Genomic DNA, 22899 nt, shown 5'->3' with positions numbered 1-22899 from the left:
GCACACAACAAGATTAAACCGCCATCAAATGCCAATTTCAGGCAATAAAAAAGCGCTGTTGGTTTCCCAACAGCGCTTTCAATAATCTTACTCAGAATTACTTGTGGTAAGGCTTAGACAATTCGTGAACAGCGTCAACGAATACACCAGCGTTCTCTGGCGGTACATCTAAGTGGATACCGTGGCCTAGGTTAAATACATGACCTGTACCACCGTCGCCGAAGCCTTCAAGGATGCTGCCCACTTCTTCGCGAATACGTTCAGGCTGAGCGTAAAGCATTGAAGGATCCATGTTACCTTGCAGAGCAACTTTGTCGCCGATGCGAGCTTTTGCATCTGCGATGTTGATAGTCCAGTCTAGACCAACCGCATCACAACCTGTTGCTGCGATAGACTCAAGCCACATGCCACCGTTCTTAGTGAACAGAGTAACCGGTACTCGACGACCTTCGTTTTCACGGATTAGGCCATCAACGATTTTGTGCATGTATTGCAGTGAGAATAGGTTGTAGTCACGAGGAGTCAGTACACCACCCCATGTATCAAATACCATTACCGATTGAGCACCCGCTTTAATTTGCGCGTTCAAGTATTCGATAACACTGTCAGCCAGCTTGTCTAGAAGCAGGTGCAGCGTTTGTGGTTCTGCGTACATCATCTTCTTGATCTTAGTGAATGCTTTAGAGCTTCCACCTTCAACCATGTATGTCGCTAGAGTCCATGGGCTACCAGAGAAACCAATCAGTGGCACTTCGCCTTTCAGGTCTTTACGGATCTGACGAACGGCATTCATTACGTATTGAAGCTCGCCTTCTGGATCAGGTAGGCCAATCTTCTCTACGTCAGCTTTACACGTGATAGGACGCTCAAACTTAGGACCTTCACCTGTTTCAAAGTACAAACCTAAGCCCATTGCATCAGGGATAGTTAGGATGTCTGAGAACAAGATTGCCGCATCAAGCGGGAAACGACGTAAAGGTTGAAGTGTTACTTCTGATGCCAGTTCCGCGTTTTTGCACAAAGACATGAAATCGCCCGCTTCAGCGCGCGTTGCTTTGTATTCAGGAAGATAGCGGCCAGCTTGGCGCATCATCCATACCGGTGTGTAATCAACAGGCTGTTTTAAAAGTGCGCGTAAATAGCGATCGTTTTTTAATTCGGTCATTCCGTTAAATTCCAATTCAATCTTGTCTAGTTTTGATGGCAAGTATTCTAACACTGATTGAAGGGTAAAAGCTGTGTGCTTTGCAACCTAGATCAAGTTATTAACTTTTAAATCAATGCTTAATTTGCACCCAATTACGGGAGCATGTTAAAAATTTGTTCGCTAGCGAAAATTACAATTATAACATCTGAGTAGTCACTACTCAGCATCTCATAACGACATCTTACTTACCCCCTCCACTTGTGGAGGGTTTTTTTTTTAGCTTTTGACCACCCATAGGCCAAATACTATCACAGGCAAATTAGTGCTCTAGCATCTGCTCCGTCACACCATCTTTTATCACGTCATCAACGGTTTTCTCAATCAACTGTCTCGCAATAGTTCCAACAGGAGCAACATCAGGTAGGCTTGTTACGTCAAACCATTGAGCATCCGATAGCTCGCTGTAGTCAGGCTTAAGCTTACCACCAGCATAATCTGCGAGAAAGCCCATCATCATACTCGATGGAAACGCCCATGGTTGGCTGCCAAAATAACGAATATTATCGACATCGATACCCGTTTCTTCTTTGACTTCTCTTGCCACACACTGCTCTAAGGTCTCTCCGACCTCTAGGAAGCCCGCTATCACGGTATACATACCTGTCTTATGTCTTGGGTGCTGCGCAAGCAATATCTTGTTGTCGTTTCGTACAGCGACAATGATGCACGGGAAGATACGAGGATAATGAAGTGTGCGGCAATCTCCACACTGCATCGCCACCTGGTTATGGTTGAGATGATTTCGACCACCACACTGAGGGCAAAAACGCATACTTTGAGTCATATGCCCATATTGGATGGCTTTGCTTGCAGTCAAGAAACTCACTTCAGGCCAGTGCAGTAACTCTCTTAGGCTGACCATGCTCAGCTCATTCTCCACATCACAATCGTTGAGCCAATACACCTTGCGACCTTGATGCTGACCAATACAGATTGCATGCTCCACACTCAGCCCAAGCTCTTCAGCAGAGCCAAACGGAAACTGATCATTATTAACCCAAATATCACTACCAGAAACGACGCACCAATAAGCTTGCTCTGTCATTTTGTTATCACTTTTTTTTAACATCCCTATGCCTCATTGCTTGCAGTTCGTTCATTTTACTGGCAATCTAATTTCATACTAGAGTTGTAGCAGAGAATATTTCAAGCTATTACTTTTAGTAGCTACCAATAAAACGGACCCTGCTTAGGCAATTACTTGATCACAAGGTTGTGATCAGATCATGAGGACATGGTCATGCTAAATAAATTCAAACAAATACAAGAACAATGGGGTGGCTCTAATGAGGTCATCGATCATTGGCTCGAAACTCGACAGTCTCTAATCGTTGAGTATTGTAAGCTAGGTGCCTTGCAGCCAGCTAGCAACGGGCAATCAAACGTTGTTGAACTCCCTTCCCCTAAAGAAATAAGCTCATTCTGTGATCATGTTGTCGATTATATCTCAGAGGGTCATTTTAAGATCTACGATATGGTCATGAAAAAATGGCAAGCAACAGGCTTTAAAACCAATGACGAGATTGATACAACTTACGCGAAGATCGTACTTACAACCGAGCCGCTTCTAGAATTCAATGATAAGTACGTTAAAGTAAATGCAGACGATGAGTTGCCTAACTTCGAAGGAGATATGTCCAAAGTAGGTGAACTACTCGAACTACGTTTTGAAGTAGAAGATAATCTTATCCAGCTTATTGCAGACAGTTTAGCGATTCCACCAGGCGCTTAGTTAGCCGAATCCTTAATAAGCTTGCCTCTGTGCAAGCTTTTTGTTTTGTCTGTAAGGTTATCCAAACTACCCAGAACCTTTCAGACAGAGCTTACTCGCTCGCCCTGACCTTTAGCCATAAGCATATGGTTACAGCCCTAATCAGCCTAGTCATCTCTACCCTTTATCTTACTGGCCTCAAAGAGCACTCTTCAGGACATAAATCCAACCTCACCAGCTAGATAAGCACACCTATCACTTTATAAGTCATAGCTAAATACCAATACGCCAGATACAAAAAAGGCACCCGAAGGTGCCTTTTTCTTATCTCTTAGAGACTACTCGTAGAGCTTACTCTTCTGAAGAGAAACCAGCGTTTAGAAGTGCTGCTAGATTGTCAGTAGCTTGTTCAGCTGAAGGACCTTCTTGCTCTTCTTCACGTTGTTTTTGACGCTCTTGGTGGTATGCGAAACCAGTACCAGCTGGGATCAGACGACCAACAATTACGTTCTCTTTCAGACCGCGAAGGTCATCACGCTTACCAGAAACCGCAGCTTCTGTTAGTACGCGAGTCGTTTCTTGGAACGATGCAGCTGAGATGAATGACTCAGTTGCAAGAGATGCTTTAGTAATACCTAGTAGATCACGTTCGAAACGTACTAGTTCTTTACCTTCAGCTTCTAGCTTACGGTTAGCAATCTTAACATTGTGGTACTCAACTTGTTCGCCAGGTAGGAACGGAGAGTCACCAGAATGAGTGATTGTACACTTACGTAGCATTTGACGAACGATAGTCTCGATGTGCTTATCGTTAATCTTTACGCCTTGTAAGCGGTAAACTTCTTGAACTTCGTTCGCGATGTACTGAGTTACTGCGTGGATACCACGTAGACGCAGGATATCGTGTGGAGTTTCAGGACCGTCGGCGATTACATCACCACGTTCAATCTTCTCACCTTCGAACACGTTCAATTGACGATGCTTAGGAATCATCTCTTCGTAAGCGTCACCGCCTTCACGAGTGATTACTAGACGACGCTTACCTTTCGTTTCTTTACCGAAAGACACAGTACCTGTGTGCTCAGCAAGGATCGCAGGCTCTTTAGGCTTACGAGCTTCGAATAGGTCAGCTACGCGTGGTAGACCACCGGTGATATCTTTGTTTCCGCTCGATTTTTGAGGGATACGAGATAGTGTGTCACCGATGCCAACTTCAGCGCCATCTTCGATGTTTACAATCGCTTTGCCAGGTAGGAAGTAGTGAGCTGGCATATCAGTACCAGGGATCATTACGTCGTTACCTTGCTCATCAACAAGTTTGATAGCTGGACGCATATCTTTACCTGCTGCTGGGCGAGCTGCTGCGTCTGTAACTTCACTTGAAGAAAGACCCGTTAGATCGTCAGTTTGACGAGAAACTGTAATACCATCGATCATATCTACGAATTGGATACGACCTGCCACTTCAGTGATGATTGGCATGGTATGCGCTTCCCAGTTAGCTACAACTTCACCAGCAGTAACTGCTGCGTTGTCGCCTTTGGTTAGCATCGAACCGTAAGGAAGTTTGTGCTTCTCTTTAGTACGGCCGAATTCATCAATAATCGTCATCTCAGATGCACGAGAAGTGATAACCAGTTTCTTATCTTTGTTAACTACGAACTTAGCATTGTGAAGTTTCACAGTACCAGTTGTCTTAGCTTGGATGCTGTTCTCTGCTGCTGCAGTAGATGCCGCACCACCGATGTGGAACGTACGCATCGTTAGCTGTGTACCCGGTTCACCGATAGATTGTGCAGCGATAACACCAACTGCTTCACCTTGGTTCACTAGGTGACCACGTGCTAGGTCACGACCGTAACACTGTGCACAACAACCGAAGTCTGCATCACAGGTAACAACAGAGCGCACTTTCATGCTATCTACTGAGTTGTCTTCCATGATTTGACACCACTTCTCATCAATCAGAGTATTACGTGGAATCAGTACATCTTCAGTACCAGGCTTAAGAACGTCTTCAGCTACTACACGACCTAGAGCAAGCTCAGAAAGTGCAACTTTAACGTCACCACCTTCGATGTGAGGCATCATGTCGATACCTTCATGCGTGCCACAGTCATGTTCGTGTACTACAACGTCTTGAGCAACGTCTACTAGACGACGAGTTAGGTAACCCGAGTTTGCTGTTTTCAGTGCTGTATCCGCAAGACCCTTACGAGCACCGTGCGTTGAGATAAAGTACTGAAGGACGTTTAGACCTTCTTTAAAGTTCGCTGTGATCGGCGTTTCGATGATTGAACCATCTGGACGCGCCATCAGACCACGCATACCTGCTAGCTGACGAATCTGAGCTGCAGAACCACGTGCGCCCGAGTCGGCCATCATGTAGATGCTGTTGAACGATTCTTGCTGTTCTTCTTCGCCGTCACGGTTGATAACTGTTTCAGAAGATAGGTTATCCATCATTGCTTTCGCAACGCGGTCATTCGTAGATGCCCAGATATCGATAACTTTGTTGTAACGCTCACCCGCAGTAACAAGACCAGATTGGAATTGCTCTTGGATTTCGCGAACTTCTTCTTCAGCAGATTCAATTTCATCGTATTTCGCTTGAGGTACAACCATATCGTCGATACCTACAGAAACACCAGAAAGTGCAGCGTATGCAAAACCTGCGTACATGATTTGGTCAGCAAATACTACTGTATCTTTTAGACCAAGCTTACGGTAACACTCGTTAAGAAGAGTAGAGATCTGCTTCTTACCTAACTTTTGGTTAACGATGCTGTACGGTAGGCCAGCTGGAACGATTTGCCATAGCATTGCACGGCCGACAGTTGTATCAACCATCTTCGTTTCAGTAGTGCTGTTACCATCTTCGTCTACTACAGTTTCGGTGATACGTACTTTAACGCGAGCGTGTAGCTCAGCAGTCTTAGTACGGTATGCCTTTTCAGCCTCAGCAGGGCCAGCAAGGTACATACCTTCGCCTTTCACGTTGATCTTGTCACGTGTCATGTAGTAAAGACCCAATACAACGTCCTGAGAAGGTACGATGATCGGATCACCTGACGCTGGCGACAGAATGTTATTCGTCGACATCATCAGTGTACGTGCTTCAAGCTGTGCTTCTAGAGTTAGAGGCACGTGTACCGCCATTTGGTCACCATCGAAGTCGGCGTTGTATGCCGCACACACTAGTGGGTGAAGCTGAATCGCTTTACCTTCGATTAGTACTGGTTCAAACGCTTGGATACCTAGACGGTGAAGTGTAGGTGCACGGTTAAGTAGTACTGGGTGTTCGCGGATTACTTCGTCCAGGATATCCCAAACGATAGCTTCTTCGCGCTCTACCATCTTCTTAGCAGCTTTGATTGTCGTAGCCATACCACGAGTTTCTAGCTTGCTGTAGATGAACGGCTTAAATAGCTCAAGTGCCATCTTCTTAGGAAGACCACACTGATGTAGACGAAGGTATGGACCTACTGTGATTACAGAACGGCCAGAGTAGTCTACACGTTTACCTAGAAGGTTCTGACGGAAACGACCTTGTTTACCCTTGATCATATCAGCAAGAGATTTCAGAGGACGCTTGTTAGAACCAGTGATAGCACGACCACGACGACCGTTATCTAGAAGTGCATCAACAGACTCTTGCAGCATACGCTTTTCGTTACGTACGATGATGTCCGGAGCAGCTAGCTCTAGAAGGCGCTTCAAACGGTTGTTACGGTTGATCACACGACGGTAAAGGTCGTTCAGATCTGAAGTCGCAAAACGACCGCCATCTAGTGGTACTAGAGGACGTAGATCTGGCGGCAGAACCGGAAGTACAGTCAGAATCATCCATTGCGGATCGTTACCCGATGCAATGAACGCTTCAACTAGCTTCAGGCGCTTAGTAACTTTTTTACGCTTAGTTTCTGAGTTAGTCGTTTCTAACTCTTCGCGCATTTCTTCCACTTCTTGATGAAGGTCCATTGTTGCAAGCAGATCTTTGATCGCTTCAGCACCCATCTTAGCAGTAAATTCGTCACCCCACTCTTCTAGACGATCCAGATACTCTTCTTCAGTAAGCATCTGAGATTTTTCTAGATCAGTCATACCTGGTTCAGTTACTACGTACATCTCGAAGTAAAGAACACGTTCGATATCACGTAGAGGGATATCCATTAGTAGACCGATACGAGACGGCAGTGATTTTAGGAACCAGATGTGAGCAACTGGTGAAGCTAGCTCGATGTGGCCCATGCGGTCACGACGAACTTTAGTTTGTGTAACTTCAACGCCACACTTCTCACAGATAACACCACGGTGCTTCAGGCGCTTGTATTTGCCACAAAGACATTCGTAGTCTTTAACTGGACCAAAAATACGTGCACAGAACAGACCATCACGTTCAGGTTTGAACGTACGATAGTTAATTGTTTCCGGCTTTTTAACTTCACCAAAAGACCATGAACGGATCATGTCTGGTGAAGATAGACCGATTTTGATTGCATCAAATTCTTCGGTCTTATGCTGTGCTTTTAGAAAGTTTAATAAGTCTTTCACATTCAGCTCCTGTAAGGAGTTAAAGGAGCTCACTGCTGTAGCAAGCTCCCTTTTACCAAATAATCCTATCTTCTTTTAAAAAGAAGGAGGGATTACTCTTCGTCTTCTAGCTCGATGTTGATACCTAGCGAGCGAATCTCTTTCAACAGTACGTTGAACGACTCAGGCATACCAGGTTCCATGCTATGGTTACCGTCTACGATGTTCTTATACATCTTAGTACGGCCGTTAACGTCATCTGACTTAACTGTTAGCATTTCTTGTAGAGTATATGCAGCACCGTATGCTTCTAGTGCCCATACTTCCATCTCACCGAAACGCTGACCACCGAACTGAGCTTTACCACCAAGTGGTTGCTGAGTTACTAGGCTGTAAGAACCAGTTGAACGAGCATGCATCTTGTCATCAACCAAGTGGTTCAGTTTCAGCATGTACATGTAACCAACAGTTACAGGACGCTCAAACGAATCACCAGTACGACCATCAAACAGTTTAAGCTGACCAGATTCTGGCAGATCACCCAGTTTAAGTAGTTCTTTGATTAGAGACTCAGAAGCACCGTCGAACACAGGAGTAGCAATCGGTAGACCGCCACGTAGGTTCTTGATCAGTGTACGAACTTGATCATCAGACAGTTCAGCAATATCAACTTTCTGACGAGTATCACCAAGATCGTAAACCTTCTGTAGGAACTCACGGAACTTATGCAGTTCTTGTTGTTCCTTAACCATTTGGTTGATCTTGTCACCGATACCTTTCGCAGCCAAACCTAAGTGAACTTCTAGGATCTGACCGATGTTCATACGCGATGGTACACCCAGCGGGTTAAGTACGATGTCTACAGGCTGACCTTTCTCATCGTATGGCATGTCTTCAACAGGGTTAATCTTAGAGATTACACCTTTGTTACCGTGACGACCGGCCATCTTATCACCAGGCTGGATACGACGTTTAACCGCTAGGTAAACTTTAACAATCTTAAGAACGCCAGGCGCTAGATCATCACCTTGAGTGATTTTACGACGCTTAGTTTCAAACTTCTTATCGAAGTCTGCTTTTAGCTCATCCCACTGCTCAGCAAGTTGCTCAAGCTGTGTTTGTAGCGCATCGTCTTCTAGAACTTGCTCTAGCCATTGCTTACGACCGATAGTATCAAGCTTAGCTTCAGAGTAACCACCAGACAGAAGTACAGCTTTAACACGGTTAAGAAGGCCACCCTCAAGAATTTGGAACTCTTCAGTTAGGTCTTTCTTAGCTTCTTTAAGCTGCATCTGTTCGATTTCAAGTGCACGCTTGTCTTTCTCTACGCCATCGCGAGTGAAGACTTGTACATCGATGATAGTACCCGAAACAGAGTTTGGTACACGTAGAGAAGTATCTTTAACATCAGATGCTTTCTCACCGAAGATAGCACGTAGTAGCTTCTCTTCAGGAGTCAGTTGAGTTTCACCTTTAGGGGTTACTTTACCAACTAGGATGTCGCCACCCTTAACTTCAGCACCAATGTAAACGATACCTGACTCGTCTAGTTTAGACAGAGCAGACTCACCTACGTTTGGAATATCAGCTGTGATCTCTTCAGAACCCAGCTTAGTATCACGAGCCACACAAGATAGTTCTTGGATGTGGATTGTCGTGAAACGGTCTTCTTGAACTACGCGCTCAGATACTAAGATCGAGTCTTCGAAGTTGTAACCGTTCCAAGGCATGAATGCGATACGCATGTTTTGGCCAAGAGCTAGTTCACCAAGGTCTGTTGAAGGACCATCAGCAAGAACATCGCCACGTGCAACTGGTTCACCAGGAAGTACAGTTGGACGTTGGTTAATACATGTGTTTTGGTTCGAACGCGTGTACTTAGTTAGGTTGTAGATATCGATACCAGCTTCGCCAGGTACCAATTCATCTTCGTTAACCTTAACTACGATACGAGAAGCGTCTACAGACTGAACTTGACCACCACGTTTAGCAACCGCTGTAACACCAGAGTCAACTGCGATGTTACGTTCGATACCAGTACCTACTAGAGGCTTATCAGCCTTAAGTGTTGGTACAGCTTGACGTTGCATGTTGGCACCCATCAATGCACGGTTCGCATCATCGTGTTCTAGGAACGGGATAAGCGAAGCAGCGATAGATACTACTTGGTTTGTCGCAACGTCCATGTAGTCAACGTGATCGCGTGGATGAAGACCAGATTCACCTTTTTGACGAGCTGTGATTAGCTCATCTGCAAACGTACCTTCTTCAGTAAGAATGGTGTTTGCTTGCGCGATTACGAATTGACCTTCCTGGATTGCAGACAGGTAATCAACTTCTTCTGTTACTACACCATCTACTACACGACGGTACGGAGTTTCTAGGAAACCGTAATCGTTACAACGTGCAAACGCAGATAGTGAGTTAATTAGACCGATGTTTGGACCTTCAGGCGTTTCGATCGGACATAGACGACCGTAGTGAGTTACGTGAACGTCACGTACTTCGAAGCCTGCGCGCTCACGAGTAAGACCACCAGGACCTAAAGCAGAGATACGACGTTTGTGCGTAACTTCTGACAATGGGTTGTTTTGGTCCATGAACTGTGAAAGCTGTGAAGAGCCAAAGAATTCTTTAACTGCAGCAGAGATCGGCTTAGCGTTGATAAGGTCTTGAGGCATGATTGCATCAAGGTCACCAAGGCTTAGGCGCTCTTTAACGGCACGTTCTACACGAACTAGACCAACACGGAATTGGTTTTCTGCCATTTCACCTACAGAACGGATACGACGGTTGCCAAGGTGGTCGATATCGTCCACTTCACCAATACCGTTACGGATACCAATCAGTTTCTTCATCACTTCGATGATGTCTGATTCATCCAGAGTACCGCGCTCTTCTTCTTCTTCACGCTCGATAGAGCTGTTGAACTTCATACGGCCTACAGTTGATAGGTCGTAACGTTCTTCAGAGAAGAATAGGCTTTCGAATAGAGACTCTGCAGCTTCTTTCGTTGGTGGCTCGCCAGGACGCATCATGCGGTAGATTTCTACCAATGCAGAGATGCGATCTACTGTGCTATCTGCACGTAGAGTGTCTGACATGAATGGACCGTGATCTAGGTCATTCGTGAACAGAGTTTGTAGAGCCTTGTGGCCTGCTTGAGACAGGTTAGCAAGAGCTTCTAGGCTAATCTCTTGGTTCGCGCCAACGATGATCTCGCCAGTTGCTTCGTTGATGTAATCTTTAGATGCAACTTTACCAACGATGTACTCTACTGGTACTTCGATGTGCTCAACGCCATCTTTTTCAAGTTGACGGATATGGCGAGCAGTAACACGACGACCAGTCTCAACGTAAGTTTTACCGTTTGCTTCGATGTCGAATGACGCAGTTTCACCACGTAGACGATCAGGAACCAACTCCATAAGAAGAGTTTGGTCTTTCACTTCGAAGTTCACTTTGTCGAAGAACAGATCAAGGATCTCTTCAGTCGATTTACCAAGTGCACGAAGAATAATCGATGCTGGTAGCTTACGACGACGGTCGATACGTACGAATAAGTTATCCTTAGGATCGAACTCAAAGTCTAACCATGAGCCACGGTAAGGAATTACACGTGCGTTATAAAGAACTTTACCTGATGAGTGGGTCTTACCCTTATCACTGTCGAAGAACACGCCTGGGCTTCGGTGCAGCTGGGATACGATAACCCTCTCGGTACCATTAATTACGAAAGTACCATTGTCTGTCATAAGCGGAATTTCGCCCATGTAGACTTCTTGTTCTTTAATGTCTTTTACAGTACCTGCTGGTGCATCTCGATCAAAGATAACTAGACGTAGTTTTACGCGTAGTGGCTTTGAGTAAGTAACACCGCGGATTTGACATTCTTTAACGTCAAAAACTGGCTCACCAAGACGGTAGCTAACGTATTGCAGCTCAGAATTGCCGTTGTAGCTCTGAATTGGAAATACAGAACGGAAAGCAGCTTCAAGACCGTATTGACCTTCTGGATCCTGTTCGATGAATTTGTCGAAAGAATCAAGCTGGATCGATAACAGGTATGGAATGTCCAAAACTTGTGGACGAGTACCAAAATCCTTACGGATGCGCTTTTTCTCGGTATAAGAGTAAACCATGGGGTTCCTCAGCTCGCTGATAAGTGACCCAAACCACCCAAAACACTCTTCAGAGGGGGTGGTGACAAACAGCTGTTTAGTGGTAGTGAACAATCATTTCGAAAAAATGACTGTTTTTTTGCTCGGATTATGACGGTTAAACAGCGGAAATTTCGTCATAGCCCTACAGCGCAAAAAGGCCGGTGGTTAATAAACCACCAGCCATTAGCCTTGCGGCTATGAAATTAAGTAATAATTACTTGATTTCAACAGAAGCGCCAGCTTCTTCTAGCTGTGCTTTAAGAGCTTCAGCTTCAGCTTTGTCAACGCCTTCTTTAAGCGCTGCAGGAGCTGAGTCTACAAGACCTTTAGCTTCTTTAAGACCTAGGCCAGTTGCGCCACGTACAGCTTTGATAACTTGTACTTTGTTAGCGCCAGCAGCAGTTAGGATTACGTCGAATTCAGTTTGCTCAGCAGCAGCGTCGCCGCCAGCTGCGCCACCAGCTACAACTGCAGCTGCAGCTGAAACGCCGAATTTCTCTTCCATAGCTTCGATAAGCTCAACAACTTGCATTACAGACATTTCTGCAACTGCGTCTAGGATTTGCTCGTTAGTAATAGACATAACAATTCTCTTTTAAGTCAACAATAAGTTTAATTTGCAACCAGTGAAAAGCAAGGCTTAAGCCGCTGCTTCTTCTTTTTGGTCACGTAGTGCAGCGATAGTACGAACCAGCTTGCCAGCAGAAGCTTCTTTCATGCACATCATTAGGCGTGCGATAGCTTCGTCGTAAGTTGGTAGTGTCGCTAGTACTTCAGCATCAGTAACTGCGCCTTCAAATGCAGCAGCTTTGATCTCGAAATCTTTGTTCTCTTTAGCGAAGTCTTTGAAAAGACGCGCTGCAGCACCTGGGTGCTCGTTAGAGAACGCGATCAGAGTTGGACCAGTGAAAGTGTCTACTAGACACTCGTAGTCTGTACCCTGAACCGCACGGCGTGCTAGTGTGTTACGAACAACTTTCATGTAAACACCCGCTTCGCGAGCTTGTTTACGTAGAGAAGTCATTGCGCCAACTTCAACGCCACGAGAATCAGCTACAACTGCAGAAAGTGCACCACTGGCAGCTTCGTTGACTTCAGCAACAATTGCTTTTTTGTCTTGAAGATTTAAAGCCATTTGGATTAACCTCTGGTTGTGATTACAGCACCCAATACAAAATGTATTGAGCGTTTACGATGTTATTTAAAAGTGAATAAATCCACTTCAAACCACAACATCGCCTACGTAGGTTTTATTAAGCTATCAATAATCTAATGAAAATCGACAGCGCCTACGGTCTTGGGATAGATGATTTCAAATTGCTTTAAAACCACCCAACCACAAATATTAGGCGCAGAAGTATACACTAAATCTGCGCCTAAGCAAATTAGTTTGCTTGAGTGTCAAGACTAGCTTGATCAACAGCAACACCAGCACCCATCGTAGTAGAGATGCTTACTTTCTTCAGGTAAGAACCCTTAGCTGAAGAAGGCTTAGCTTTCTTAAGAGCAACTAGAAGAGCTTCTAGGTTCTCTTGAAGCTGGCTAGCTTCGAAAGATGCTTTACCGATAGTAGTGTGGATGATGCCGTTCTTGTCGTTACGGTAACGAACCTGACCAGCTTTAGCGTTCTTAACCGCTTCAGCAACGTTAGGAGTTACAGTACCAACTTTAGGGTTTGGCATAAGGCCGCGTGGACCTAGGATTGTACCTAGTTGACCAACAACACGCATTGCATCTGGAGAAGCAACAACTACGTCGAAGTTCATTTCGCCTTTTTTCACTTGCTCAGCAAGATCTTCCATACCAACGATATCTGCGCCAGCAGCTTTAGCAGCTTCTGCGTTTGCACCTTGAGTGAAAACAGCAACGCGGATGTCACGGCCAGTACCGTGAGGTAGCACTGTTGCGCCACGAACGTTTTGGTCAGATTTACGAGCATCGATGCCTAGGTTAACAGCAACATCTACAGACTCAACGAATTTAGCAGTCGCTAGTTCTTTAAGAAGAGCAACAGCTTCGCTGATTTCGTATTCTTTAGTTGAGTCAACTTTGTCGCGGATTACGCGCATACGCTTAGTAAGTTTAGCCATGATCTTATCCCTCTACCACTAGGCCCATTGAACGAGCAGTACCAGCAATAGAACGTTTCATTGCTTCGATGTCAGCACCAGTCATATCAGCAGCTTTAGTTTCTGCGATTTCCTGAACTTGAGCGTCAGTAACAGTACCAACTTTCTCAGTGTTTGGACGACCTGAACCAGACTTAACGCCAGCAGCTTTCTTAAGAAGAACAGCAGCAGGTGGAGTCTTAGTTACGAACGTGAAAGAACGGTCGTTGTAAACAGTAATAACTACTGGAGTAGGTAGACCTTTCTCAACAGATTCTGTTTTTGCGTTGAACGCTTTACAGAATTCCATGATGTTCACGCCGTGTTGACCTAGAGCAGGACCAACCGGTGGACTTGGGTTTGCCATACCAGCTGCAACTTGCAGTTTGATATAAGCTTCAACTTTCTTAGCCATGATATTTCCTAATATTTTGGGTACATGCGCTAGCCGCAAGGCGAGCTCCCCATAAATTCAATTAACTCTTTTTCACTTCCACAGAAGCAAAAAGGCGCGAAATTATAATCATAATTCGCGCCTTTAACAACCCTAAAAAGGTGATTTTTTATACTCTTTTATTTTGAACAACTTATGAAGTATTTATCCACAGCTTGTTCAAAACTTAGAGTTTTAGTCCAGTTTTTCAACCTGACCAAATTCAAGCTCAACCGGTGTTGCACGACCAAAGATCGATACAGATACCTTAATGCGGCTTTTCTCGTAATCTACTTCTTCAACAGTACCGTTGAAGTCAGCAAATGGACCATCGTTCACACGAACCACTTCACCCGCTTCGAACATTGTCTTAGGACGTGGAGACTCGCTCGCTTTCTCTAGACGGTTCAAGATAGCATCAGCTTCTTTATCAGTGATTGGTGCAGGACGATCAGAGGTACCACCAATGAAGCCCATAACACGCGGAATGCTGCGTACTAAGTGCCATGATTCATCATTCATGATCATTTGAACTAATACGTAGCCAGGGAAGAATTTACGTTCACTTTTACGGCGTTGGCCTGCACGCATTTCCACTACTTCTTCAGTAGGTACTAGCACATCGCCAAATAGTTCTTCCATGTTGTGCATTTTAATATGCTCGCGTAGCGACTGTGCAACACGACCTTCAAAGCCAGAAAAGGCTTGAACTACATACCAACGTTTTTTTGGAGCTTCACTCATGAATCAGAACCCTCTACACCCCAGTTGCTAGAGAAACTAGACGGACCATAATGCCGTCAATTCCCCAAAGCACTAGAGACATAACAATACATACAGCTAAAACGATCAATGTAGTTTGCATAGTTTCTTGGCGAGTAGGCCAAACAACTTTACGAATCTCCATACGAGATTCTTTTGCAAAATCGATCGCAGCTTTACCTTTAGTTGTTGTTGCTGCAACGCCTAGTGCGGCAGCAATCAGCACAACTACACCTGCAGCGCGAATTACAACAGACAATTCACCATACAGGTAATTACCCACAACAGCAGCAGCCAACAGAACAAAAGCGACAATCCACTTCATTGTATCTGCTGCACCTGAGCTATCAGGAGTTTCAGCGTTTGCTTTCATAAAACCAACCTGTGATAAGTCTTAAATATAGACGACAATAACCCCGCTGTTGCAGGGCACATTCCTTTGCGTTGCAAAACAACACATCTAACAGTCATTTTAGTCAAAAAGACCGTTTAATTCTTTGCTAAGAGCAAAAATCGATGTCAAAACATCCAACTCTTTTTTTAGCGCAGAAAAAGGGCATCAAATGATGCCCTTTTTACTAGTGGTTCGTCAAATCTTATGCAAAGATTTTAGCTACAACACCAGCACCAACTGTACGGCCACCTTCGCGGATTGCGAAACGTAGACCTTCGTCCATTGCGATTGGAGCGATTAGCTCAACAGTCATTTGAACGTTGTCACCTGGCATTACCATTTCTACGCCTTCTGGTAGAGTGATGTCGCCTGTTACGTCAGTTGTACGGAAGTAGAACTGTGGACGGTAACCTTTGAAGAAAGGAGTGTGACGGCCGCCTTCGTCTTTAGAAAGTACGTATACTTCAGACTCAAACTTAGTGTGTGGGTTGATAGAACCTTTCGCAGAAAGTACTTGACCACGTTCAACGTCATCACGCTTAGTACCACGTAGAAGTGCACCAACGTTCTCACCTGCACGACCTTCGTCAAGCAGTTTACGGAACATTTCAACACCAGTACAAGTAGTAAGAGTAGTCTCTTTGATACCAACGATTTCTACTTCGTCACCTACACGTAGGATACCGCGCTCGATACGACCAGTTACAACAGTACCACGACCTTGAATTGAGAATACATCTTCAATTGGTAGTAGGAACGGTTGGTCAACTGCACGCTCTGGCTCAGGAATGTAAGAATCTAGTGCTTCTGCAAGCTCAACGATCTTGTCTTCCCACTGCTTCTCGCCGTTTAGTGCGCCAAGTGCAGAACCTTGGATAACTGGTAGGTCATCACCTGGGAAGTCGTATTCAGAAAGAAGTTCACGAACTTCCATCTCAACTAGCTCAAGTAGCTCTTCGTCATCTACCATGTCACATTTGTTCATGAATACGATGATGTAAGGGATACCAACTTGACGACCAAGTAGGATGTGCTCACGAGTTTGAGGCATAGGGCCGTCAGTCGCAGCAACAACTAGGATACCGCCGTCCATTTGTGCAGCACCAGTGATCATGTTTTTAACATAATCCGCGTGTCCTGGACAGTCTACGTGTGCGTAGTGCCGTGCTGGAGTGTCGTACTCAACGTGAGAAGTTGCGATTGTGATACCGCGCTCACGCTCTTCTGGAGCGTTATCGATAGATGCGAAATCTTTAGCAACACCGCCGTATACTTTTGCAAGAGTAGTACAGATAGCAGCAGTTAGAGTTGTTTTACCGTGGTCAACGTGGCCGATAGTACCAACGTTTACGTGCGGTTTCGTACGTTCAAATTTTTCTTTAGACATGGGGTGTCCCTCTAGGTACGGATTAGGTGGCTTAAAATAAGACCACGCAACCAAAAAAAATGGTTTTCTTTATTAAAGGAGAAGAAGCTTTAGACTGGTGCTAATACCCAGAGTCGAACTGGGGACCTCACCCTTACCAAGGGTGCGCTCTACCGACTGAGCTATATCAGCACACAAAATGAGTTGGAGCGTGCAGCGGGAATCGAACCCGCATCATCAGCTTGGAAGGCTGAGGTAATAGCCATTATACGATGCACGCAACACGTAACTCTGTTTGAGCTATTTAACCTTTAGAATATGGTGGAGAGGGACGGATTCGAACCATCGAAGGCAGTGCCAACAGATTTACAGTCTGCTCCCTTTGGCCACTCGGGAACCTCTCCAAATTTTGAGCTTTCTCTCGCTTGCCTTATAGGAAGGGAGAAAGTGGTGCCGACTACCGGAATCGAACTGGTGACCTACTGATTACAAGTCAGTTGCTCTACCTACTGAGCTAAGTCGGCACAAGTGGGGCGCATTTTATTGAATGATTTTCCACCTTGCAATAGTAAATTGAAAAAAAGTGCAAAATTCTCTGACCAAACTCCTACATACGGCTATTTAGCTCAAGGTTTACGTCTTTAACCCGCATCTAGTACAGGAAGATATTTTATTTATCTATCGCTTGATGTATTTTCCATGCACTTGTTTTGTTATCCACTATAGAGTTTTGTATGAGCCCATTTATGTCATTTGACCGCGAACGTTGGTCTGAGCTAAGGAATTTAGTTCCGATGACACTTTCTGAGAGCGACTTAAAAGAGCTTCAAGGCATCAATGAAAAGCTCACAATGGAAGAGGCAGTAGAGATCTATCTACCGCTATCTCGTCTATTGAACCTCTATGTGGCAGCCAGACAGAATAGAAACTCGGTACTCCACCAATTTCTAGATAAGAAAGAGAAAGCGCCACCTTTTATCATCGGTATTGCGGGTAGCGTAGCTGTTGGCAAAAGTACCACTGCGCGTCTGCTTAAAGCCCTACTCTCTCGCTGGGAAAACCACCCAAAAGTTGAACTAGTGACAACCGATGGCTTTTTATATCCAAACGAGGTGTTAGAAGAGAAAGGGTTGATGAGCAAAAAGGGCTTTCCTGAATCTTACGATATCAAGCGTTTAGTGAACTTTGTTTCGGATGTAAAAGCTTGCAAGAGAAATGTCACAGCCCCTGTTTACTCGCATCTTACGTACAATATTACTGATGACGTTAAGTGCGTCGACCTACCAGATGTGCTTATTATTGAAGGGCTTAATGTTTTACAAACCGGAATGAATTATCCACACGAGCCACATCGCGTGTTTATTTCAGACTTCCTTGATTTCTCACTCTATGTTGACGCTGATAGCCAACAAATCAAAGAATGGTACGTCAATCGCTTTATGAAATTCCGCGATGGCGCGTTTACTAAGCCTGGCTCTTACTTTAGTCATTACACTAAATTATCGAACCAAGCCGCATTGGACAAAGCAGAAGGTATCTGGAGTTCAATTAATGGCTTGAACCTTGAACAAAATATCCTTCCGACAAGAGAAAGGGCTCACCTGATTCTACGTAAAGGCGCAGATCATATGGTTGAAGAAGTGTTACTAAGAAAATAGTAACGCCTTAGTCGCCTTTTCTTAGCGATATCTCGCCACCAATATAGCTCTCGACACCATTCTCAGTTTTGAGCAATACAGCACCTTGTTCATCGATGCCTTGAACAACACCTTCAATTTCTCTAGGTCCAATGATCAATCTAACATTGCGACCTAAGAAATTATCCAAGCGGTTCCAACGCTCTAAAAAATTGGACATTCCTTTCAACTCGTAGTCGACAAGTGACTTATCCCAAGCATTGATCAGAGCCTGCGCTAACTGGTTACGGTCTGGCACCTTCCCATCACACACTTCTTTAAGGGAAGTCCATGGCTGGCCAATACCTGATGTTGTTGGATCCATGGATAGGTTTAGCCCTAAACCAATCACAATATGCGCAGCGCCGCCAGACTGTCCTGACAGCTCGACCAAGATACCTGCAAGCTTCTTGTCATTGTGGTAAAGGTCGTTCGGCCATTTAAGCTTTACACCTTCTACGCCCATCTCTTCCAAAGCTTCAACAACAGCTACACCAACCACAAGGCTTAAGCCCATTGCGGCAGCCATCCCCGCGTCGAGTCTCCAATACATTGAAAGATAGAGGTTTGCACCAAATGGTGATACCCACTCTCGTCCACGGCGTCCACGACCCGCAGCTTGATATTCAGCAATACAGACAGAACCCGATTCGAGGGTGTTAGTGCGCTCTAATAGGTGTTGGTTTGTAGAACCTATGATGGGAATGAGTTCAAGAGAAGCATCGCGACTAACTGCAGACAATTTGTCTTGGTCAAGCATATCCAAACGACTGGCTAGTTTGTAACCCTTGCCTTGTACTCGGTAGATATCTAAACCCCACTCTTGAATACCTTTAATGTGCTTACTGATAGCCGCTCGTGATACGCCAATCATTTCACCTAGGTCTTCACCTGAATGAAACTCACCGTCAGCAAGACATCTCAATAGTGCAAGCTTGGTACTGTGCTCTCTCATGCCAATGACTCCAAAGCCTTATCCAAGTTTGTCTCGCAGTCTCGTCCCATAAAGCGCACTTCATGTTCCAATCGAATATCGAATTTATTCAAAACGGACTGGCGCACTCGCTCTGCAAGCTTAAGGATATCCACAGCAGAAGCCTCATCATAATTGATAATAACCAATGCTTGGTTGGGGTGAACCTGAGCGCCACCTTCTGTCACACCCTTGAACTGGCATTGATCAATCAGCCAGCCAGCAGCAACTTTGATCATGTCATTACTCTCATAACCAACCATATTTGGATATAGAGCTAACAAGCGATCAAAATGATCTTTGGTGATCACAGGGTTTTTGAAGAAGCTACCCGCATTCCCTTGTACTCTAGGGTCTGGCAGCTTACTTGAACGGATAGCACACACTTCATCAAATATAGTGCGAGGGGAGAGCGTATCGGCTGCTAGGCTTTTTAACGGGCCATAGTGATTGCATGGCTCCCACTCTTTCGGCAACGTTAAACCAATCGCAACAACAATCGCTTTACCGTAGAGAGCATGTTTGAAAATAGAATCTCGGTAACCAAAGAGACACTCTTCCTTGCTTAATCGCTTAACTGTATAAGTATCCAGACATAGAATATCAACATACTTGCATATATCTTGCAGTTCAACGCCGTACGCACCAATATTCTGAATCGGAGCAGAGCCTGAACAACCGGGTATCATTGCTAGATTTTCTAGACCACCCAGCCCTTTATCGACACTCCACTTAACCAAACTAGGCCAATCCTCGCCACCACTCACATGCAGTAGGTGATGACTGTCCGTCTCGGCCAGCTCAATCCCGGCTAATTTATTCACGATGACCAGGCCAGCGAAGTGCTCAGTAAAAAGCATATTACTGCCCTTACCCAGTATTAACTTAGGCAAAGCTGACCATTTAGGGTCTTTGTAAAGCGAAATAAGTTCTTCGGTAGTGGTGACTTCAACCAACGCATCACACGTCTGATCGATGGAAAAAGTATGAACATTTTTTAAACTAGCATTGAGATGGAATTGCATGGCGATATTCAATTAACTTACACTGCGGTCATTCTACAGCAGATAAACCAATGGCGCAGTGACTGAATGAACAATGTCATCATTACTCAATTAGACCCAGTAAAGGTTCCCCTAGTTAAACGTTTCTATAAAGAACATTACCCAACGGGAAAAGCGAATAAGAGTGAACTGATCTATTCGTTATTGCTGAATAACGAACTGTGCGGTGTCGTGCGTTTTCGTACAATAGAAAATAATCGCTTACTTACCGGTATGGCGATATCAAAACAACATCGTGGTCAGCAATTAGGCTCCCAGCTTATGGATTATTGTGCGCAACATACGCTTACGGAAGATGATTACTGCTTTGCGTACGCTCATCTCACCAATTTTTACGCGCGACACAAATTCGTACAAGTAGACCCTAAAGATCTACCAAATGGTTTAAGAGTTTTATACGAGCGCTATTCGAATAGCGGAAAAGATCTCATTCCTATGCATTATCAGCAAAATTGTTAGAGAATGCCTCGATTATCTAGTATTTGGTGCTATCCCTTTGGTAAAATTAAAGGTTCGCAATTTTGCATATTTTTAAGGTAAAACAGTCAATATGATTGCCAGTAGGAATCCATTCATACAGTTGCCAACCATAGCGCAGAATCCTGACAAGTTTGAAGTACTACTATCAGCGCAAGAGTTTCGAACTCGCCTACTTGATGAAATATCTCGCGCAACGACTCGTATTAGTTTAGTCGCTTTGTATCTTGAAGATGATGAGGCTGGCCGTGAGATCCTGACTGCCTTATATGAAGCAAAGCAAAAGAATCCAGAATTAGACGTGAGCGTTTGTGTCGATTGGCACCGGGCGCAGCGTGGATTGATTGGCGCAGAGTCTTCTGAAGGCAATGCAGCCATGTATAAAGAGTTCGCAGAGAAATATCAACATTCTGTGCCTGTCTATGGCATTCCCGTTCGCGGCAAAGAAGTCTTTGGCGTATTGCACTTAAAAGGCTTTATCGTCGATGATAGCGTGATATACAGCGGTGCAAGCCTTAACAATATCTATCTGAATTACCATGACCGCTATCGCTTTGATCGTTACCATGTTTTAAACAATGCAGCTCTTGCTGACTCAATGTTTGCCTACGTACACGAACAGATGGTTGCGGACAGCGCTGTTTATGACCTGGCTGATAAGAACAAGCCTGCGACCAAAGAACTGAAACCAGCGATTCGTCAGTTTCGAGCATCATTGGCAAGGTCTCAGTATCAATTCGAAGGGCAAGAGGTTTCAGCAGAGCAAGTGGCTGTAACACCATTGGTTGGTATCGGTAAAAGACGTAACCGTCTGAATCAGGGAATCAACCAACTCGTCGCTCAAGCTAAAGATGAAATCTTCATCTGCACACCTTACTTCAACTTCCCACCTAGCCTAGCTAAAGAAGTGAAGAAAGCACTTAAGCGTGGCGTAAAGGTCAGCATTGTTGTTGGTGATAAGACAGCGAATGATTTCTTTATCTCACCAGAAGAAGAGTTTAAAACGATTGGTGGTTTGCCATACCTTTACGAACTGAACTTACGCCGTTTCGCTAAAGCGAATGAAGCTCATATTGCTAGCCGTAATCTATCAATTCGACTTTGGCAACACGATTCCAATAGCTTCCACCTAAAGGGCATTTGGGTAGATAAGCGCTACATGCTACTAACAGGTAATAATCTAAATCCACGCGCATGGAAGTTGGATCTAGAGAACGGTATCTTTATCCAAGATAACTACCATCACCTAACAGACAAGTTTCAGGCTGAAGTGGATAACATCCTTCAACACACTCAGCTTATCTGTACTTATAAGCAGTTAGACAAGGTAGAGAGCTACCCGATGGAAGTTCAGAAGTTGATTCGTAAGATCACTCGTGTGAAAGCCGATAGGGTGCTTAAGCAAATACTGTAGTCGATGTATTAGAGACACTATTTATCAACGCCTAGCAAACGCTAGGCGTTTTTGTATCTACGAGATAGCTATTTAGGTTTGTTTGATGGTCTTTCGAATCAACATCTCTATTTATGCACAGTGAGTGTGATAGCTTGAAGTGTTAAGCATCCTACCTTTTCCTTAGTCAGTCTCAGGGTTCCAGATACGTGTATCAGGTATGGTTTAGATAGCAGCTAAACGAGTACCAATACGAACATAATCGACAATTACCCTTTACGTATTCAAGCAATAAAGTCTCACTCCTTAGGGCGAAGTACGTACGCGATAGAGAATTTCACATAGTAAAACAATCAGATTAGTGCTCTGCTCTATTTAGCTTAAGAGTTAGAAGTGACCACCTATATTCCCAAGCAGCACCTCCCGATATATAGAGAAGTACTTCATAGCTAGCGATAAGGATCTACTACTAAAACCCAAAACACATACGCAGGAAACGACGAAAGCCTAGTCGTCAGACTAGGCTTTCTGATATGTGCCGGAATAGCATGAAGTGCAGGGGTTCGGTGTCTTTATACCAATTAAAGTAAAAATGTGATCTAATTAAGATTGATGAATTATTGTGAAATTTAGCCATGG

Annotated in this window: 17 protein-coding genes and 4 tRNA genes; 4 read left to right on the top strand and 17 right to left on the bottom strand. The window is 44.6% G+C overall.

Annotation, left to right across the window (positions count from 1 at the left end):
* Positions 1-97: 97 nt before the first annotated feature.
* On the bottom strand, positions 98-1165 hold the full coding sequence (gene hemE, locus AB6D93_RS03855) for a uroporphyrinogen decarboxylase (protein ID WP_017060530.1): 1068 nt from the start codon (positions 1163-1165) through the stop codon (positions 98-100).
* 301 nt (positions 1166-1466) lie between these two features.
* Positions 1467-2276 carry an NAD(+) diphosphatase gene (gene nudC, locus AB6D93_RS03850; RefSeq protein ID WP_102333900.1) on the bottom strand — a complete coding sequence of 270 codons (810 nt, stop codon included), beginning with the start codon at positions 2274-2276 and terminating at the stop codon, positions 1467-1469.
* 165 nt (positions 2277-2441) lie between these two features.
* Here nudC and AB6D93_RS03845 point away from each other — a divergent pair, with 165 nt between their 5' ends.
* Entirely contained in the window at positions 2442-2939 is a 498-nt protein-coding gene (locus tag AB6D93_RS03845) for an Rsd/AlgQ family anti-sigma factor (RefSeq protein WP_032546263.1), read from the top strand.
* A gap of 330 nt (positions 2940-3269) precedes the next feature.
* Here AB6D93_RS03845 and rpoC read toward each other — a convergent pair whose 3' ends face one another.
* From rpoC to AB6D93_RS03780, 13 genes are all read right to left on the bottom strand, one after another.
* Positions 3270-7472: a DNA-directed RNA polymerase subunit beta' gene (gene rpoC / locus AB6D93_RS03840; RefSeq protein ID WP_017060527.1), complete on the bottom strand. Its 4203-nt coding sequence runs from the start codon at positions 7470-7472 to the stop codon at positions 3270-3272.
* A 92-nt stretch (positions 7473-7564) separates the two neighbouring features.
* Complete coding sequence (rpoB, locus tag AB6D93_RS03835) at positions 7565-11593, bottom strand: DNA-directed RNA polymerase subunit beta (protein WP_017060526.1); 4029 nt, start codon at positions 11591-11593, stop codon at positions 7565-7567.
* 235 nt (positions 11594-11828) lie between these two features.
* Positions 11829-12197 (bottom strand): 50S ribosomal protein L7/L12, encoded by a 369-nt coding sequence (rplL, locus tag AB6D93_RS03830; protein WP_017060525.1) that lies wholly within the window; start codon positions 12195-12197, stop codon positions 11829-11831.
* A gap of 57 nt (positions 12198-12254) precedes the next feature.
* Entirely contained in the window at positions 12255-12749 is a 495-nt protein-coding gene (gene rplJ, locus AB6D93_RS03825) for a 50S ribosomal protein L10 (protein ID WP_017060524.1), read from the bottom strand.
* Between the two features lie 250 nt (positions 12750-12999).
* Entirely contained in the window at positions 13000-13704 is a 705-nt protein-coding gene (gene rplA, locus AB6D93_RS03820) for a 50S ribosomal protein L1 (protein ID WP_017060523.1), read from the bottom strand.
* Between the two features lie 4 nt (positions 13705-13708).
* Complete coding sequence (gene rplK, locus AB6D93_RS03815; protein ID WP_010435555.1) at positions 13709-14137, bottom strand: 50S ribosomal protein L11; 429 nt, start codon at positions 14135-14137, stop codon at positions 13709-13711.
* A gap of 213 nt (positions 14138-14350) precedes the next feature.
* Positions 14351-14899 (bottom strand): transcription termination/antitermination protein NusG, encoded by a 549-nt coding sequence (gene nusG, locus AB6D93_RS03810; protein ID WP_010435556.1) that lies wholly within the window; start codon positions 14897-14899, stop codon positions 14351-14353.
* 13 nt (positions 14900-14912) lie between these two features.
* Positions 14913-15290, bottom strand: coding sequence for a preprotein translocase subunit SecE (secE, locus tag AB6D93_RS03805; protein ID WP_010435558.1), 378 nt, complete (start codon positions 15288-15290; stop codon positions 14913-14915).
* Positions 15291-15513: 223 nt separating this feature from the next.
* A complete protein-coding gene (gene tuf / locus AB6D93_RS03800) occupies positions 15514-16698 on the bottom strand; it encodes an elongation factor Tu (RefSeq protein WP_010435158.1) in 1185 nt (394 codons plus the stop codon).
* 95 nt (positions 16699-16793) lie between these two features.
* A tRNA-Thr gene (locus AB6D93_RS03795) sits at positions 16794-16869 on the bottom strand.
* 13 nt (positions 16870-16882) lie between these two features.
* Positions 16883-16957: transfer RNA gene (locus AB6D93_RS03790), tRNA-Gly, on the bottom strand.
* A 39-nt stretch (positions 16958-16996) separates the two neighbouring features.
* A tRNA-Tyr gene (locus AB6D93_RS03785) sits at positions 16997-17081 on the bottom strand.
* A 44-nt stretch (positions 17082-17125) separates the two neighbouring features.
* Positions 17126-17201 (bottom strand) — tRNA-Thr (locus AB6D93_RS03780).
* 210 nt (positions 17202-17411) lie between these two features.
* Between AB6D93_RS03780 and coaA the strand changes: the two genes are divergently transcribed.
* Positions 17412-18335, top strand: coding sequence for a type I pantothenate kinase (coaA, locus tag AB6D93_RS03775; protein ID WP_017066910.1), 924 nt, complete (start codon positions 17412-17414; stop codon positions 18333-18335).
* A 7-nt stretch (positions 18336-18342) separates the two neighbouring features.
* Here the strand turns inward: coaA and birA are convergent, their stop codons facing one another.
* Together birA and murB are read right to left on the bottom strand one after the other, a co-directional pair.
* The gene (gene birA / locus AB6D93_RS03770; RefSeq protein ID WP_017059800.1) at positions 18343-19308 is read right to left on the bottom strand and encodes a bifunctional biotin--[acetyl-CoA-carboxylase] ligase/biotin operon repressor BirA; all 966 of its coding nucleotides are present in this window, start codon (positions 19306-19308) and stop codon (positions 18343-18345) included.
* Positions 19305-20351, bottom strand: coding sequence for a UDP-N-acetylmuramate dehydrogenase (gene murB, locus AB6D93_RS03765; RefSeq protein ID WP_102333084.1), 1047 nt, complete (start codon positions 20349-20351; stop codon positions 19305-19307). Before murB ends, birA begins: the two co-directional genes overlap by 4 nt.
* 66 nt (positions 20352-20417) lie before the next feature.
* Between murB and AB6D93_RS03760 the strand changes: the two genes are divergently transcribed.
* Together AB6D93_RS03760 and pssA are read left to right on the top strand one after the other, a co-directional pair.
* Positions 20418-20849, top strand: a complete 432-nt coding sequence (locus AB6D93_RS03760; RefSeq protein ID WP_017059798.1) for a GNAT family N-acetyltransferase — start codon at positions 20418-20420, stop codon at positions 20847-20849.
* 91 nt (positions 20850-20940) lie between these two features.
* On the top strand, positions 20941-22281 hold the full coding sequence (gene pssA, locus AB6D93_RS03755) for a CDP-diacylglycerol--serine O-phosphatidyltransferase (protein WP_029235079.1): 1341 nt from the start codon (positions 20941-20943) through the stop codon (positions 22279-22281).
* The last annotated feature ends 618 nt before the right edge of the window (positions 22282-22899 follow it).

The organism is Vibrio sp. 10N.247.310.23 (assembly GCF_041467155.1).
In the GTDB taxonomy this organism is placed as follows: domain Bacteria; phylum Pseudomonadota; class Gammaproteobacteria; order Enterobacterales; family Vibrionaceae; genus Vibrio; species Vibrio crassostreae_C.
The sequence above is the reverse complement of the archived record's forward strand: the minus strand, read 5'-3'. Positions and strand labels throughout refer to the sequence as shown.

What these genes read in the sequence shown, in the direction of transcription:
- pssA (WP_029235079.1), top strand. Translation starts at nt 20,941, where the DNA reads ATGATTGCCAGTAGGAATCCATTCATACAGTTGCCAACCATAGCGCAG.
- rplA (WP_017060523.1), bottom strand. Translation starts at nt 13,704, where the DNA reads ATGGCTAAACTTACTAAGCGTATGCGCGTAATCCGCGACAAAGTTGAC.
- birA (WP_017059800.1), bottom strand. Translation starts at nt 19,308, where the DNA reads ATGAGAGAGCACAGTACCAAGCTTGCACTATTGAGATGTCTTGCTGAC.
- AB6D93_RS03845 (WP_032546263.1), top strand. Translation starts at nt 2,442, where the DNA reads ATGGTCATGCTAAATAAATTCAAACAAATACAAGAACAATGGGGTGGC.
- nudC (WP_102333900.1), bottom strand. Translation starts at nt 2,276, where the DNA reads ATGTTAAAAAAAAGTGATAACAAAATGACAGAGCAAGCTTATTGGTGC.
- murB (WP_102333084.1), bottom strand. Translation starts at nt 20,351, where the DNA reads ATGCAATTCCATCTCAATGCTAGTTTAAAAAATGTTCATACTTTTTCC.
- AB6D93_RS03760 (WP_017059798.1), top strand. Translation starts at nt 20,418, where the DNA reads ATGAACAATGTCATCATTACTCAATTAGACCCAGTAAAGGTTCCCCTA.
- rplK (WP_010435555.1), bottom strand. Translation starts at nt 14,137, where the DNA reads ATGGCTAAGAAAGTTGAAGCTTATATCAAACTGCAAGTTGCAGCTGGT.
- rplL (WP_017060525.1), bottom strand. Translation starts at nt 12,197, where the DNA reads ATGTCTATTACTAACGAGCAAATCCTAGACGCAGTTGCAGAAATGTCT.
- tuf (WP_010435158.1), bottom strand. Translation starts at nt 16,698, where the DNA reads ATGTCTAAAGAAAAATTTGAACGTACGAAACCGCACGTAAACGTTGGT.
- nusG (WP_010435556.1), bottom strand. Translation starts at nt 14,899, where the DNA reads ATGAGTGAAGCTCCAAAAAAACGTTGGTATGTAGTTCAAGCCTTTTCT.
- rplJ (WP_017060524.1), bottom strand. Translation starts at nt 12,749, where the DNA reads ATGGCTTTAAATCTTCAAGACAAAAAAGCAATTGTTGCTGAAGTCAAC.
- coaA (WP_017066910.1), top strand. Translation starts at nt 17,412, where the DNA reads ATGAGCCCATTTATGTCATTTGACCGCGAACGTTGGTCTGAGCTAAGG.
- rpoB (WP_017060526.1), bottom strand. Translation starts at nt 11,593, where the DNA reads ATGGTTTACTCTTATACCGAGAAAAAGCGCATCCGTAAGGATTTTGGT.
- secE (WP_010435558.1), bottom strand. Translation starts at nt 15,290, where the DNA reads ATGAAAGCAAACGCTGAAACTCCTGATAGCTCAGGTGCAGCAGATACA.
- hemE (WP_017060530.1), bottom strand. Translation starts at nt 1,165, where the DNA reads ATGACCGAATTAAAAAACGATCGCTATTTACGCGCACTTTTAAAACAG.